The sequence below is a fragment of the Arthrobacter sp. NPDC057259 genome, from assembly GCF_042668995.1.
GTDB lineage: Bacteria > Actinomycetota > Actinomycetes > Actinomycetales > Micrococcaceae > Arthrobacter.
This window is the reverse complement of the sequence record NZ_JBHUYA010000001.1, coordinates 678,888-693,077: the sequence shown is the minus strand read 5'-3', so window position 1 is coordinate 693,077 and position 14,190 is coordinate 678,888. Positions and strand designations below refer to the sequence as shown.

The following is a 14,190-nucleotide window of genomic DNA, read 5'->3' as shown; positions in this document are numbered from 1 at the left end:
CGGTCGGCTCTGCGGCGTCAGGGGAGCGCGACATCGACCCACTCCGTCCCGCCCGGTTGCAGGGAGGCCCCGCCGGCGGTGAGGGCGGCCACCCGCTCCGCGGCCCGGTCCAGCCCGGCGGGATCGTCCGGCAGCGCCAGCCGCAAGACGGTGGCGTGCTGCTCGTAGGCTGCCTCCGTCATCACGAACCCGGCGGCGCGGAGGTCGCTCTCCAGCCTTCCGGCGGTGGCGTGCGGCGCGGCGACGGAGCAGATCCTGAGCCGCTGCCGGCGCACCATTGGCGCCAGGTCCAGGGCGGCGGACACCGATTCGGAGTAGGCGCGGACCAGGCCGCCGGCGCCCAGCAGGATACCGCCGAAGTAGCGGACCACGACGGCGGTGACGTCGCTGAGGTCCGCGGCGCCTGGGACGGTTTCGCGTTTCAGAAGGGCCTCCAGCATCGGGATTCCGGCGGTGCCGGACGGCTCGCCGTCGTCGCTGGAACGCTGGACGTCCCGGTCGGGGCCCAGCACGAACGCCGAGCAGTGGTGCCGCGCGTCGTGGAATTCCCGCCGCAGCCCGGCGACCACGGACCGGGCCTGGTCCTCGTCGGCGGTGCGGGCGATCACCGTGATGAAGCGTGAGCGCTTGATCTCCAGCTCGTGCCGGAACTCCGGACCGGCGGGGACGGTGTAGGCGGTGGCCCGGCTCTCCTGGAATTCGGCGTCGTCAGGCACCCGTTCAGTTTAGTCTTGAGGTGTGCTGAAGATCGGTTTGACCGGCGGGATCGCCTCGGGAAAGTCAATGGTGGCTTCACGGCTGCGCGAGCTCGGCGCCGTCCTGGTCGACGCCGACGCGCTGGCCAGGGAAGTGGTGGAGCCGGGCACGCCGGGGCTCGCGAAGGTGGTGGAGGCGTTCAGCTCCGCGGTGCTGGGACCCGACGGGCGTCTGGACCGGCCCCGCCTCGGCAGCCTCGTGTTCGGCGATCCGGAGCGGCTCGCCGTGCTCAACGGCATCATCCACCCCCTGGTGCGGGAACGGGCGGCTGCCCTCACCGCCGCGGCCCCCGCCGGCGCCGTATTGGTCCAGGACATCCCGCTGCTGGTGGAGACGGGACAGGGCGCCCACTTCCACCTCGTGGTGGTGGTCGATGCGCCCGAACCCGTCCGGGTCCGGCGGATGGTGGAGCACCGGAAGATGACCGAGGATCAGGCCCTCAGCCGGATCGCCGCGCAGGCCGGCCGGGAGGAACGCCTGGCCGCCGCCGACGTCGTGCTCGAGAACGCCGGCTCCAAGGAAGAACTCCGGGACGCCGTGGACCGGCTCTGGAAGTTCCGCCTCACCCCCTACGCCGACAACCTCAACCGGCGCCGCGTGGCGGCCCGCACCGGTGGCCCCGCGCTGACCCCTGCCAACCCGGACTGGCCGGCGCAGGCCGCCCGGATTATCGCCCGGCTCCGGGTGGCGGCGGGGGAGGAGGCCCAGACGCTGGACCACGTGGGGTCCACCGCCGTGCCCGGTCTGGCGGCCAAGGACGTGCTGGACCTGCAGCTGGGCGTCGCGGACATGGCCGCCGCCGACCGGCTGGCAGCCGCCCTGACCGGCGCGGGTTTCCCGGTCTGGCCGGGCGTCCTCGCCGACCACCCCAAATCCGCGGACGCGGACCCCGGCCAGTGGGGGAAGCGACTGCACGGCAGCGCCGACCCCGGCCGGGCCGTGAACCTCCACCTCCGGGCCGCCGGCTCCCCGGGCTGGCGGTTCGCGCTGTGCTTCCGCGACTGGCTGCGCGACGACGACGGCGCCCGCGCGGCCTACCTCGCGGAGAAGCGCCGCGCCGCGCGGCTGCACGAGGTGGACCGGTCGACCGCCGGGTACGCCGCGGACAAGGAGAACTGGCTGGCCGCGTACGCCGTTCCCCGGATGGAGGAGTGGGCGGCCCGCACCGGCTGGCAGCCGCCGTCGTACGGCCTCCCCGGGGGCGGCCGTACCGCCCAAAGCTGAATCCGCTGTTCCTGTCGCTGCCCGGCGGTAAATTAGATTCATGAGCCTTGCCCAGGAAATCAACCGTGTCGTGGCGCCCTTTGAAGTCATCAGCGAGTTCAAGCCCGCCGGTGACCAGCCCGCGGCGATCGCCGAACTCACCGAACGGATCACCAACGGCGAGAAGGACGTGGTGCTCCTGGGCGCCACCGGTACCGGTAAGAGCGCGACGACTGCCTGGCTGATCGAGCAGGTCCAGCGGCCCACCCTGGTGCTGGTCCAGAACAAGACCCTCGCCGCCCAGCTGGCCAACGAGTTCCGCGAACTGCTGCCCAACAACGCGGTGGAGTATTTCGTCTCCTACTACGACTACTACCAGCCCGAGGCCTACGTCGCACAGACGGATACCTTCATCGAAAAGGACTCCTCCATCAACGAGGAGGTCGAACGGCTCCGGCACTCGGCCACCAACGCGCTGCTGACCCGGCGCGACGTCATCGTGGTCGCCACCGTCTCCTGCATCTACGGCCTCGGCACGCCGGAAGAGTACATCTCCGGGATGGTCACGCTCCGCCGGGGCGCCGAGATGAACCGCGATGATTTGCTGCGGAAGTTCGTCTCGATGCAGTACGCCCGCAACGACATCGACTTCCACCGCGGCACCTTCCGGGTCCGCGGCGATACCGTCGAGATCATCCCGATGTATGAGGAACTGGCCATCCGGATCGAGTTCTTCGGCGACGAGATCGAGAACATCCAGACCCTGCACCCGCTCACCGGCGAGGTGCTCCGCGACGAGGATGAGATGTACGTCTTCCCCGCCTCGCACTACGTCGCCGGGCCGGAGCGGATGGGCCGCGCCATCAAGCGGATCGAGGACGAACTCGCCGACCGGCTCAAGGTCCTGGAGAGCCAGAACAAGCTCGTCGAGGCCCAGCGTCTCCGGATGCGCACCACCTACGATCTGGAAATGATGCAGCAGATGGGATTCTGCAACGGCATCGAGAACTACTCCGCCCACATCGACGGCCGTGAACCGGGCACCGCCCCGCACTGCCTCCTCGACTACTTCCCGGACGACTTCCTGCTGGTCATCGACGAATCCCACGTCACGGTGCCGCAGATCGGCGCCATGTACGAGGGCGACATGTCCCGCAAGCGGAACCTGGTGGACTTCGGCTTCCGGCTGCCCTCCGCCATGGACAACCGGCCGCTGAAGTGGGACGAGTTCCTCGAACGCGTCGGCCAGACCGTGTACCTCTCGGCCACGCCGGGCAAGTATGAACTCGGCAAGGCGGACGGCTTCGTCCAACAGATCATCCGCCCCACGGGCCTCATCGACCCCGAGGTGATCGTGAAGCCCACCAAGGGCCAGATCGACGACCTGCTCGGCGAGATCAAGACCCGCACGGCCAAGAACGAGCGCGTCCTGGTCACCACGCTGACCAAGCGCATGGCCGAGGACCTCACCGACTACCTCGTGGGCCACGGCGTGAAGGTGGAGTACCTGCACTCCGACGTCGACACGCTGCGCCGCGTCGAGCTGCTGCGCGAGCTGCGGATGGGCGTGTTCGACGTCCTCGTCGGCATCAACCTGCTCCGTGAGGGCCTCGACCTACCCGAGGTGTCCCTGGTCAGCATCCTGGACGCGGACAAGGAAGGCTTCCTCCGCTCCGCCACCTCACTGATCCAGACCATCGGACGTGCCGCGCGTAACGTCTCCGGCGAGGTGCACATGTACGCGGACAAGATCACCGACTCGATGGCGCAGGCCATCGACGAGACGAACCGCCGCCGCGCCATCCAGGTCGCCTACAACAAGGAACACGGCATCGACCCGCAGCCGCTGCGGAAAAAGATCGCCGACATCACGGACCAGCTGGCCAAGGAGGACGCGGACACCCGCGAACTGCTCGCCAGCGCCGGCAAGGGCAAGGGCAAGAACGGCGGCAAGGGCGGAGCGAAGGTCCGCGCCGACGGCCTCGCCGCGGCACCCGCGGAGGACCTGGTGGGCCTGATCGAACAGCTCACCGAGCAGATGCACGCCGCCGCCGGCGAGCTGCAATTCGAGCTCGCCGCCCGGCTCCGCGACGAGGTCGGCGACCTCAAGAAGGAGCTCCGGCAGATGCAGTCGGCAGGTCACGCCTGAGGTAAACTGGAAGGCACGTAGGGGAGTATCCCAAAGCGCTACGATCGTCAGCACGCATGGCACGGACGCCATGCCGGACGTAGCGGGCACCACGCCAGATCCAGGAATCCGTTCCTGGCCGCCGTGGGGCCGGAGAGACTTACACCGCTAAGTCATGCCCTCCGAAAGGTTTCTACGTGCCTGAACTTCCCCTCTGGTTTGAGATCGGCTCCTTCGCCGTCCTCGGCCTGATCCTTGCCATCGACCTGCTGCTGGTCCTCAAGCGGCCGCACGAGCCGTCGATGAAGGAAGCCGGCCTCTGGGTCTCGTTCTACATCGGCCTGGCGCTGCTGTTCGCGGGCGCCATGTTCCTCTTCACCGGCCCCGAGTACGGCGGCCAATTCGTCGCCGGCTGGGTCACCGAGTACAGCCTGAGCATCGACAACCTGTTCGTGTTCATCATCATCATGGCGCGCTTCTCGGTGCCCCGGAAATACCAGCAGGAAGTCCTGATGGTGGGCATCATCATCGCCCTGATCCTGCGCGGCATCTTCATCATGCTCGGCGCGATCGTGATCGAGCAGTTCAGCTGGGTGTTCTACATCTTCGGCGCGTTCCTTCTCTGGACCGCCTGGAAGCAGGCCCAGGACGAGGGCGAGGATGAAGAGGACCGGGAGAACCCGCTGATCGCAAGAATCCGCCGCGTCCTGCCGATGTCCGAGAAGTTCGACGGCGGCAAGATCCGCACCGTGGTGGACGGCAAGAAGGTCTTCACCCCCATGGTGATCGTCTTCGTCACCATCGGCCTGACCGACCTGCTCTTCGCGGTGGATTCCATCCCGGCGATCTTCGGCCTGACGCAGAGCGCGTTCATCGTCTTCACCGCCAACCTGTTCGCCCTGATGGGCCTGCGGCAGTTGTACTTCCTGCTGGGCGGCCTGATGACCCGGCTGGTCTACCTCAAGCACGCGCTCTCGGTGATCCTGGCCTTCATCGGCGTCAAGCTGGTCCTGCACGCCATGCACGTCAACGAGTTGCCCTTCATCAACGGCGGGCGGCACATCGAGTGGGCCCCGGAGATCCCCACCTTCGTCTCCCTCGGCGTCATCGTCGGCACCATCATCGTCGCCGTCGTCGCCAGCCTCTACAGCTCCAAGGCCACCACGGCCAAGCTGGACGCCCGGCTCGAGGAAGACTCCCGCAGGAGCCTCACCGACGCCGAGTAGCGCCGGCCAGTACCGGCTAGCGCCGGTCGCGCAGACAATAAATGCCCGGGGAAGCGAACGCTTCCCCGGGCATTGTTGTCGCAGGCTGTGCTGTGCGGTCTGAGGCGGTGTCAGGCCGTGTGGGCCCGTGCCATCCCCAGCAGGCGGCCGAAGATCGCCTCGCCGTCGTCGGCAATGCCGTCGTGGTGGAACTCGTCCGCCTCCCAGACCTGCAGCCCGCGCACCGCGCGGGCGGTTTCCAGCGACAGGTCCCGGTCCACGTAGATGTCGTCGGTGTAGACGGCGGCCGCGACCGGCACCGTGGTGGCGGCCAGTCGATCCAGGTCGTAGAGCGGCGCCCAGTCGTCCTTCTCTGCCAGTAGGGCGGCGACGGCGCGCAGCGGCTCGAGCGCAGGGTCCTGTTCGAAGTACCAGGGGTAGACCATCTCGCCGGTGAGCAGCGGGGCCGGCACGTCCGGGCGGAACTCCGGGTGGTCCTGCAGCACGCGCAGCGCCGCCCAGTCCGTCGCCTCACCCTGGCCGTAGATGGATTCGTGCATCAGCGCGTAGAGCGGGTTGGCGGCGCGGGTGACCAGGCCGCGGACCTGCTCCAGGAAGGTGTCGGAGAGCCGGTCGCCGTCGGGAGTGGCGGTGAAGGCGTCCTCCAGCAGGTGGTGGAGGGCGTCCACGCGGGTGTTGCCGCCCAGGAAGGAACCCACCATCTGGAACCGCTCCACCGTCAACGGGCTGCCATCCGGCAGCACCTCCGGCGTCTCCCGCAGGTGCCGGGCGATCCGGTTCACGGTCTCCCGGTCCTCCGGGTACCAGCCGAAGTATTCGGCGTTGCGGGCGGCGACCCGGCGGAACGTGGCCTGGTAGACCCGGTCCGCGGGGCCGGTGAGGGGTGCGAGGCCCCCGGTGATCAGCACCTCGCGCAGACCCTCCGGGGCGAAGGACAGGTAGGTCAGGGCGCAGAAGCCCCCGTAGCTCTGCCCATAGATGGTCCACGGTGCCGCGCCGAGGGTCCGGCGGATGGCCTCGGCGTCGGCCACGATCGAGTCGGCGCGGAAGTGGGTGAGGTACTCGGCCTGGTCCCTGTCGCTGCCCCGCAGCGGCAGGGTGTGCCGGTCCGCGGGGCAGGACAGGCCGGTGCCGCGCTGGTCCAGCATGAGGATCCGGAAGTCCTTGGCCGCGGCCTTGCTCCAGCCGCCCAGGGACGGGAACCGGTTGCCGCGGCCGCCGGGGCCGCCCTGCAGGAAGAGCAGCCAGGGCAGCTCCTGAGCCTGCTCCTCGGTGTGGTCGGCGGAGACGTACTCGCGGGCGAAGACAGTGATGGTCTCGCCCTCGGGATCCGCATGGTCCAGGGGGACCTCGAAGTAGTGTTCGGTGGTGCGCATCCCCCGGTAGCTGTGCCGGCCCTTGACCACGTGCGGGACGGAGCCGGACTCGAGGACGGGCAGCGGGGCGTGCGCGGCGGGTGCCGGGGCCACGGTGTCAGCCACGGGCCGCCTCCGCGCGGGAACCGAACGCCGCCAGGGCGTCGCCGGTGAGCCGGAAGGTGGACCATTCGTCCATCGGCGCCGCACCGAGGTTCCGGTAGAACGCGATCGAGGGCTCATTCCAGTCCAGGACGCTCCACTCCACCCGGGCGTAGCCGCGTTCGACGGCGGTGGCAGCCAGGTGCTGCAGCAGGGCCTTGCCGTGCCCGGCGCCGCGGGCCTCCGGCTTGACGTACAGGTCCTCGAGGTAGATCCCGTGGACGCCCTCCCAGGTGGAGTAGTTCAGGAACCACAGAGCGAATCCCTGAACCTCGCCCGCCTCGTTCTCGGCCATGCTGGCGAAGACCCGTGGGTTCTCCCCGAATAGCACTTCGGTGAGCATGTCAGGGGTGTTCCGGACCGCGTCCGGCTCCTTTTCGTAGATGGCCAGGTCGTGGATCATCTGCAGGATGGCGGGGACGTCGGAGGCGGCCGCGGGCCGGATTACAGTCATGGACTGCAGTTTACTAGCGGCTACAGACGGTTAACGTCGGTCACTCGCACCACCGCGCTGCCGGCCTCGTCGGAGGCGGCGAGGTCCACCTCGGCGGAGATGCCCCAGTCGTGGTTGCCCTCCGGGTCGTCGAAGATCTGCCGGACCTTCCAGCGGCCCGGCTCCTCGGTGATGATCAGCAGCCCGGGTCCGCGCGCGTCCGGCCCGGTGCCGATGTCGTTGTGTTCGTCGAAGTAGTCGTCCAGGGCGTCCTCCCAGCGCTCGGCGTCCCAGCCGGCGGCGCCGTCGAGCTCCCCGAGGTCGGTGGCGGCCTCGTCCGCGAAGAGCTCAACGCGGCGGAACATCTCATTCCGCACCATCACGCGGAAGGCCCGGACGTTGGATGTGAGCGACGGCGGCGGGGGAGGGGGAGCGTCGTGCGGGGTGGGCGCGGCGCCGGAGGTGAGTTCCTCCCATTCGTCCAGCAGGCTGGAGTCGACCTGCCGGACCAGCTCGCCGAGCCAGGCGATCAGGTCCTCGAGGTCCTCGCGCAGGGCATCCTGAGGCACGGTCTGGCGGAGCGCCTTGAAGCCGTCCGCCAGGTAGCGGAGCACGATCCCCTCGGAGCGGGCCAGGCCGTAGAACTGGACGAACTCGCCGAAGTTCATGGCCCGTTCGTACATGTCGCGGATGACGGACTTGGGTGCGAGTTCGAAGTCCCCGATCCAGGGCGCGGCCTTGCGGTAGACCTCGAACGCCTCACCGAGGATCTCTGCCAGCGGCTGCGGGTAGGTGACCTCCTCCAGCATGGCCATCCGCTGGTCGTAGTCGATCCCGTCCGCCTTCATCGCGGCGACGGCCTCGCCGCGGGCCTTCTTCTGCTGCGCGGAGAGGATCTGCCGCGGCTTCTCCAGCGTCGATTCGATCACCGAGACAACGTCCAGGGCGTACGACGGCGACTCGGGGTCCAGCAGGTCCAACGCCGCCAGGGCGAAGGGGGAGAGCGGCTGGTTCAGTGCGAAGTTGGCCTGCAGGTGCACGGTCAGCCGGACCGACCGGCCGTCCGGGCCCTGCTCTGCGGCCGGGATGCGCTCGACGACGCCCGCCGCCAGGAGCTCGCGGTAGATGCCGAGGGCGCGCTTCATCAGCTTCAGCTGCGCGGGCCTCGTTTCGTGGTTCTCGGTCAGCAGCCGGCGGGCGGCCTGGAAGGGATCGCCGGGGCGTTCCATCAGGTTCATCAGCATCGCGTGCGTGACGGTGAAGCTGGAGACCAGGGGATCCGGCACGGACTCGACCAGCCGCTGGAAGGTCGGCTCACCCCAGGACACGAAGCCCTCGGGCGGCTTCTTCTTGACCACCTGGCGGAGCTTCTTCTGGTCGTCGCCGAACTTGGCGGTGGCCTTGGCCATCGCCTTGACGTTCTCGATCACGTGCTCGGGCGCCTGGACCACCACGGTGCCGGCGGTGTCGTAGCCAGCGCGGCCCGCGCGTCCGGCGATCTGATGGAATTCGCGCGGGTTCAGCAGGCGGGTGCGGACGCCGTCGTACTTGCTCAAGGCGGTGAGCAGCACGGTGCGGATGGGAACGTTGATGCCCACGCCCAGGGTGTCTGTGCCGCAGATGACCTTCAGCAGCCCGGCCTGCGCCAGCTGCTCCACCAGGCGGCGGTACTTGGGCAGCATGCCCGCGTGGTGGACGCCGATGCCGTGCCGGACCAGCCGGTTCAGGGTCTTGCCGAACCCGGGCGCGAACCGGAAGCCGGCGATGAGTTCCGCGATCCGGTCCTTTTCCTCCCGGGTGCAGACGTTGATGCTCATCAGCGTCTGGGCCCGGTCGATCGCCTCCAGCTGGCTGAAGTGCACCACGTACACCGGGACCTGTTTCGTGGAGAGCAACTCCTCCAGGGTCTCGTGCACCGGCGTCTGCTGGTAGTAGAAGTGCAGCGGGATGGGCCGCTCCGCGGAGCTGACCGTGGTGGTGGGGCGGCCGGTCAGGTCGGTGATGCCGGTTTCGAAGCGGCTGACGTCGCCGAGGGTTGCGGACATCAGCAGGAACTGGGCCTGCGGCAGTTCCAGCAGCGGCACCTGCCACGCCCAGCCGCGCTGGGGGTCCGAATAGAAGTGGAACTCGTCCATGATCACGGAGCCGAGTTCGGCGGCGGAGCCCTCCCGGAGGGCAATGTTGGCCAGGATTTCCGCCGTGCAGCAGATGATCGGGGCGTCCTGGTTGACGCCGGAGTCACCGGTGATCATGCCGACGTTCTCGGCGCCGAAGATCTCGCAGAGCGCGAAGAACTTCTCGGAGACCAGGGCCTTGATCGGGGCGGTGTAGTAGCTGCGCTGTCCGCGGGCCATCGCCTGGTAATGGGCGGCAATCGCTACCAGCGATTTACCCGAACCGGTGGGGGTGGCGAGGATGACGTTGGCCCCGGAGGCCAGTTCCATGACGGCCTCGTCCTGGGCGGGGTAGAGGGCGATTCCGCGGCTCTCCGTCCACTCGACGAAGCGGGTGTAAAGCTCGTCCGGGTCCACACCCGCGCCGCCTGAAACGCGGGCGGCCGGGGCGGGGAGCTGATCTACGAGTTTCATTGCCTTCCAGCTTAGTGCCGCGGCCGTCAGGCAGGATTCCGCACCGGCGCAGCAAACACTTGAACATTCAACTGCAGCGGCGTAGTTTTAGTTGTAGCTTCAACTTATCAATTCGATCCCGGCAGAACAGAACCCCATGAAAAACCTCCTGGCACGCCTCTTTGGAAAGAAGAACCCCATGACTGACATCACCATCATCGGCAACGGCTCCATGGCCCGTGGCATTGCCACCCGCGCCCTCGCTGCCGGCCGCACCGTCGAAATCCTTGGCCGGGACGCGGACAAGGCCCGGACGCTGGCTGGTGAACTCGGCGCAGGCGTCGGCCACGGCAGCCTCGGGAGCGCCCCCGCCGGCGGCCTCCTCGTCCTCGCGGTTCCGTTCGACGCCGCCAGGGACGTGGTGGAGAGCTATGGCGCCGCCCTGGCCGGCAAGGTCATCGTTGACATCACGAACCCCGTCAACTTCGAGACCTTCGACTCCCTCATGGTCGCCCCGGGCAGCTCCGCGGCCGAGGAAATTGCCGCCCTGGCCCCCGCCGGTGCGCCCGTCGTCAAGGCCTTCAACACCACCTTCGCCGGAACCCTCATGACCGGCCAGTCCGCCGGGCAGCCGCTGGACGTCTTCATCGCCGGCGACGACGAGGCGGCCACCGCCGCCGTCGCCCGCTTCGTCAGCGACGCCGGCATGCGGCCCCTCGCCGTCGGACCGCTCAAGCGCGCCCGCGAACTCGAAGGCTTCCAGTTCGTCCTCATGACCATGCAGGCCAGCCCCGCGTTCCCCGACTTCACCTGGGACACCGGCCTGAAGGTGACGAAGTAAATGACGGACACCTATCCGGCGCCGGTGGTGGCGACCGCAGGGTCCGCAGACCCGAAGGCACCACTCGTGGTCCTGCTGCACGGCCGGGGATCGAACGAACGCGACATCCTGGGCCTGGCCGGCGCGTTGCCCGAGGGCGCCGCCTATGCCGCCGTGCGGGCCCCCATCGCCGAGGGCGGCGGCTATGCCTGGTTCGCCAACCGCGGCATCGGACGGCCCGTAGCCGAATCCCTGGCCGGGACCATGGCCTGGTTCCGGACATGGTTGGACGGGGCCGCCCCGGCCGGCCGCCCCGTGGTGCTGGTGGGCTTCAGCGGCGGCGCCGCCTTCGCCGGCGGGCTGCTGCTCTCCGACCCGGGCCGCTACGCCGGCGCGGCCATCCTCTACGGGACGCTGCCCTTCGACGCCGGAGTCCCCGTGACCCCTGGCCTGCTCGACGGGACGCCCGTCTTCGTGGCCCAGGGCGAGCAGGACCGGGTGATCCCCGCCGAACTGCTCGACCGCACCTGGCGGTACCTGCGGGGCGAATCATCCGCTGCCGCCCGCTCCCGGCGCGACCCGGGCGGCCACGGCATCTCGGCCCGGACCCTGGCGGAGCTGGGCTCCTGGATCGCGGACCTCGCGGCGGGCGCCGCGCGGACGGCGGGCCATGAGGCCCTGGAGGCCCCCGCCCGGGCTTAGGCTTCCCCTGAAAGAACACTGCGGGTGAAAGAACACTGCGGTTAAAGAGCATTGCGAGGCGGGGGAACTCATGAAGTGGGATGCGGCCAAGTATGCACAGTTCGGCGACCACCGGGACCGGCCCTTCTTCGACCTGACCGGGCGGATCCGGGCCGAAGCGCCGCGGCAGGTGGTGGACCTCGGCTGCGGACCGGGCAACCTGACGGCTGCCCTCGCCGCCCGCTGGCCAGGTGCCGACGTGGTGGGTATCGACTCCTCATCGGAGATGCTGGAACGTGCGGCGGCGCTGGCCGGCGGCGGCCTCAGCTTCGAACGGGCCGACATCGCCGGCTGGCAGCCCGGTCCGGAAACCGACGTCGTGGTCACCAACGCGGCCCTGCAATGGGTCCCGGGCCACCGCGCGCTGCTGGAGGGCTGGCTGGCCGCGCTCCGCCCCGGCGCGTGGTTCGCCCTCCAGGTCCCGGGCAACTTCGATGCCCCCTCGCACGCGCTGATGCGCTCCCTGGCCGGGACGGGGGAGTGGGCCGTGCCGCTCGCCGGAGTCCTCCGGCACGACGACGTTGTGGGCCAGCCCGCCGACTACCTGAAGCTGATGCTCGATGCCGGCTGCGACGCGGACGTCTGGGAGACCACCTACCTGCAGGTGCTTCAGGGTCCGGATGCCGTCCTGGAGTGGGTCCGCGGCACCGGACTGCGGCCGGTCCTCGCCGCACTCGACGGCCCGGACGCCGAACGCTTCGAGGCGCAGTACGGTGCGATGCTCCGGGAGGCCTACCCGCGGGGGCCGCACGGGACGGTCTTCGAGTTCCGCCGGGTCTTCGCGGTCGCCCGCAAGCGCGGCGGCTCCCTCCTCGATTGACGGATGTGACACGCCGCGTGACAACTTCCGGTGAGTCGTAGGCATACAATGACAAAGCGGTCTGGGGGCGGCCGCCTGACTCTCCGCTTCCGGGTACCTTTCCGCCGCCAGGCCGGGGACGGTACCGGCCCGGCGGGCGACGGCTACGACGTCCGCCATCACGCTGCGTGACCCGACGTTGGAGGTTCTATGCTGTTTGCCCTGATCAGACGGGCGTTGGCCGCGCATCGGGGCGCGGTCGCGGCCATCATCGGGCTCCAGCTGCTCCAGACCACCGCCAACCTGCTCCTTCCTACCCTGAATGCGGCGATCATCGACCAGGGGATCGTCGCCGGCGACACTCCGGCCATCCCGCGCCTGGGGGCCGTCATGGCCGCCGTCGCCGCAGTGCAGGTGGTCACGGCCCTCGCCGCCGGCTACCTCGGCGCCGTCGTCGCCATGCGGGTCGCCCGGGACCTGCGCAGCGACCTCTTCGCCACCGTGCAGACCTTCTCCTCGCAGGACATCGCCGGCTTCGGCGCGTCCAGCCTGGTCACCCGGGCCACCAACGACGTCGTCCAGATCCAGAACCTCACCCTGCTGGTCCTGACCATGCTGGTGGCGGCGCCCGCCAGCTTCGTCGGCGGCATCGTGCTGGCGGTTCACCAGGACGTGGCGCTTTCCGGCATCGTGGTCGCCGTCATCCCGCTCCTGGCAGCGATCATGTTCCTGATCGTCCGCCGGCTGATCCCGCTCTACCGGGCCGGCCAGCAGCTCATCGACCGCGCCGGCCGGACGCTGCGGGAGCAAATCATCGGTGCCAACGTGATCCGCAGCTTCGTGCGGCAGGAGCACGAGATGCGGCGCTTCGGCGCGGTCAACCGGGACCTCACCCGCAACAACCTGGATTCGGCGCTGCTGGTGGCCGGGATGAATCCCCTGATCATGATCGTGGTGAACCTGTCATCCGTGGCGGTCGTCTGGTTCGGCGGGCACCGGATCGCCGCCGGGCAGATGAAGATGGGCGCCCTGGCCGCGTTCATCGCCTACATTCTGCAGATCATGATCGCGATCGTCATGGCCATGTATGTGTTCACTACGGCGCCCCGGGCTGCCGTCTGCGCCGAACGGATCCGGGCGGTGCTGGACACCGAGCCGTCCATCGCCGACCCCCGCACCGCCGTCGTCCGCGCTGCAGTCCGGACGGTCGAACCCCGCGCCGCCGCCGGGACGGTCGAGTTCAGCGACGTCGGCTTCGCCTATCCGGGGGCCGAGAAGCCCGTGCTCTCCGGGATCAGCTTCACGGCCCGCCCCGGCACCACGACCGCGGTCATCGGCGCCACCGGCAGCGGGAAGACCACGCTGGTGAACCTGCTGCCACGCTTCCTGGATCCGACGCACGGCACTGTCTTCCTGGGCGGGGCCGACATCGCCACGCTGCCCTTGGACCTGCTGCGCGGCAGGATTTCGCTGGTGCCGCAGCACTCCCACCTTTTCGGCGGGACCGTGGCGCGGAACCTCCGGGTGGGCGGGCCCGACGCCACCGACGCCGAACTGTGGGAGGCGCTGGAGGCCGCGCAGGCCGACGTCTTCGTCCGCGAACTCGACGGCGGGCTCGACGCCCCGCTCAGCCAGGGCGGCGCCAACCTCTCCGGCGGCCAGCGGCAGCGGCTCTGCATCGCCCGGGCCCTGCTCCGCCACGCCGACGTCTACCTCTTCGACGACAGCTTCTCGGCCCTGGACTACGGCACCGACCACCGGCTGCGCCGCGCCCTGCAGCCCCTGCTGGCGGACGCCACCGTGCTGGTGGTGGCCGAACGGGTGGCCAGCATCACGGACGCGGACACCATCCTGGTGCTGGAGGAGGGGCGGGTAACCGCGCAGGGCGGCCACGACGCGCTGCTGGCCGGCTCCGCGGCGTACAGGGACATTGCCGCCTCCCAGCTGATCCTGGCGGACAGCCTGTGACCGCCGACGGCGCCGCCGGCACGGCCGAAACC

The 14,190-nt window shown here is 69.4% G+C and carries 11 protein-coding genes; 7 read left to right on the top strand and 4 right to left on the bottom strand.

All coding sequences use genetic code 11. From position 1 onward, the window contains the following. Positions 1 to 17: 17 nt before the first annotated feature. Entirely contained in the window at positions 18 to 716 is a 699-nt protein-coding gene (locus ACFUCU_RS03300) for an IMPACT family protein (RefSeq protein ID WP_377970626.1), read from the bottom strand. Positions 717 to 738: 22 nt separating this feature from the next. Between ACFUCU_RS03300 and coaE the strand changes: the two genes are divergently transcribed. The 3 genes from coaE (at position 739) to ACFUCU_RS03285 (ending at position 5,313) form a co-directional block, all read left to right on the top strand. Beyond that, entirely contained in the window at positions 739 to 1,980 is a 1,242-nt protein-coding gene (coaE, locus tag ACFUCU_RS03295) for a dephospho-CoA kinase (RefSeq protein ID WP_377970624.1), read from the top strand. Between the two features lie 40 nt (positions 1,981 to 2,020). Continuing rightward, positions 2,021 to 4,108: an excinuclease ABC subunit UvrB gene (uvrB, locus tag ACFUCU_RS03290; RefSeq protein WP_377970622.1), complete on the top strand. Its 2,088-nt coding sequence runs from the start codon at positions 2,021 to 2,023 to the stop codon at positions 4,106 to 4,108. 176 nt (positions 4,109 to 4,284) lie between these two features. Beyond that, positions 4,285 to 5,313: a TerC family protein gene (locus ACFUCU_RS03285; protein WP_377970620.1), complete on the top strand. Its 1,029-nt coding sequence runs from the start codon at positions 4,285 to 4,287 to the stop codon at positions 5,311 to 5,313. 110 nt (positions 5,314 to 5,423) lie between these two features. Here ACFUCU_RS03285 and ACFUCU_RS03280 read toward each other — a convergent pair whose 3' ends face one another. From ACFUCU_RS03280 to ACFUCU_RS03270, 3 genes are all read right to left on the bottom strand, one after another. Continuing rightward, the gene (locus ACFUCU_RS03280; RefSeq protein WP_377970802.1) at positions 5,424 to 6,689 is read right to left on the bottom strand and encodes an alpha/beta fold hydrolase; all 1,266 of its coding nucleotides are present in this window, start codon (positions 6,687 to 6,689) and stop codon (positions 5,424 to 5,426) included. Positions 6,690 to 6,786: 97 nt separating this feature from the next. After that, a complete protein-coding gene (locus ACFUCU_RS03275; RefSeq protein WP_377970618.1) occupies positions 6,787 to 7,284 on the bottom strand; it encodes a GNAT family N-acetyltransferase in 498 nt (165 codons plus the stop codon). 20 nt (positions 7,285 to 7,304) lie between these two features. Continuing rightward, on the bottom strand, positions 7,305 to 9,851 hold the full coding sequence (locus ACFUCU_RS03270) for a DEAD/DEAH box helicase (RefSeq protein WP_377970616.1): 2,547 nt from the start codon (positions 9,849 to 9,851) through the stop codon (positions 7,305 to 7,307). Positions 9,852 to 10,029: 178 nt separating this feature from the next. Between ACFUCU_RS03270 and ACFUCU_RS03265 the strand changes: the two genes are divergently transcribed. The 4 genes from ACFUCU_RS03265 (at position 10,030) to ACFUCU_RS03250 (ending at position 14,158) form a co-directional block, all read left to right on the top strand. After that, complete coding sequence (locus ACFUCU_RS03265; RefSeq protein WP_377970614.1) at positions 10,030 to 10,671, top strand: NADPH-dependent F420 reductase; 642 nt, start codon at positions 10,030 to 10,032, stop codon at positions 10,669 to 10,671. Further along, on the top strand, positions 10,672 to 11,352 hold the full coding sequence (locus tag ACFUCU_RS03260) for an alpha/beta hydrolase (protein ID WP_377970612.1): 681 nt from the start codon (positions 10,672 to 10,674) through the stop codon (positions 11,350 to 11,352). A gap of 70 nt (positions 11,353 to 11,422) precedes the next feature. Beyond that, on the top strand, positions 11,423 to 12,211 hold the full coding sequence (locus tag ACFUCU_RS03255) for a trans-aconitate 2-methyltransferase (protein ID WP_377970611.1): 789 nt from the start codon (positions 11,423 to 11,425) through the stop codon (positions 12,209 to 12,211). Between the two features lie 189 nt (positions 12,212 to 12,400). Then, positions 12,401 to 14,158 carry an ABC transporter ATP-binding protein gene (locus ACFUCU_RS03250; RefSeq protein WP_377970609.1) on the top strand — a complete coding sequence of 586 codons (1,758 nt, stop codon included), beginning with the start codon at positions 12,401 to 12,403 and terminating at the stop codon, positions 14,156 to 14,158. The last annotated feature ends 32 nt before the right edge of the window (positions 14,159 to 14,190 follow it).

Bases quoted from the DNA above. Each gene is read 5' to 3' on its own strand.
- uvrB (WP_377970622.1), top strand. From the start codon at position 2,021: ATGAGCCTTGCCCAGGAAATCAACCGTGTCGTGGCGCCCTTTGAAGTC.
- ACFUCU_RS03280 (WP_377970802.1), bottom strand. From the start codon at position 6,689: ATGCGCACCACCGAACACTACTTCGAGGTCCCCCTGGACCATGCGGAT.
- ACFUCU_RS03275 (WP_377970618.1), bottom strand. From the start codon at position 7,284: ATGACTGTAATCCGGCCCGCGGCCGCCTCCGACGTCCCCGCCATCCTG.
- ACFUCU_RS03270 (WP_377970616.1), bottom strand. From the start codon at position 9,851: ATGAAACTCGTAGATCAGCTCCCCGCCCCGGCCGCCCGCGTTTCAGGC.
- ACFUCU_RS03265 (WP_377970614.1), top strand. From the start codon at position 10,030: ATGACTGACATCACCATCATCGGCAACGGCTCCATGGCCCGTGGCATT.
- ACFUCU_RS03260 (WP_377970612.1), top strand. From the start codon at position 10,672: ATGACGGACACCTATCCGGCGCCGGTGGTGGCGACCGCAGGGTCCGCA.
- ACFUCU_RS03255 (WP_377970611.1), top strand. From the start codon at position 11,423: ATGAAGTGGGATGCGGCCAAGTATGCACAGTTCGGCGACCACCGGGAC.
- ACFUCU_RS03250 (WP_377970609.1), top strand. From the start codon at position 12,401: ATGCTGTTTGCCCTGATCAGACGGGCGTTGGCCGCGCATCGGGGCGCG.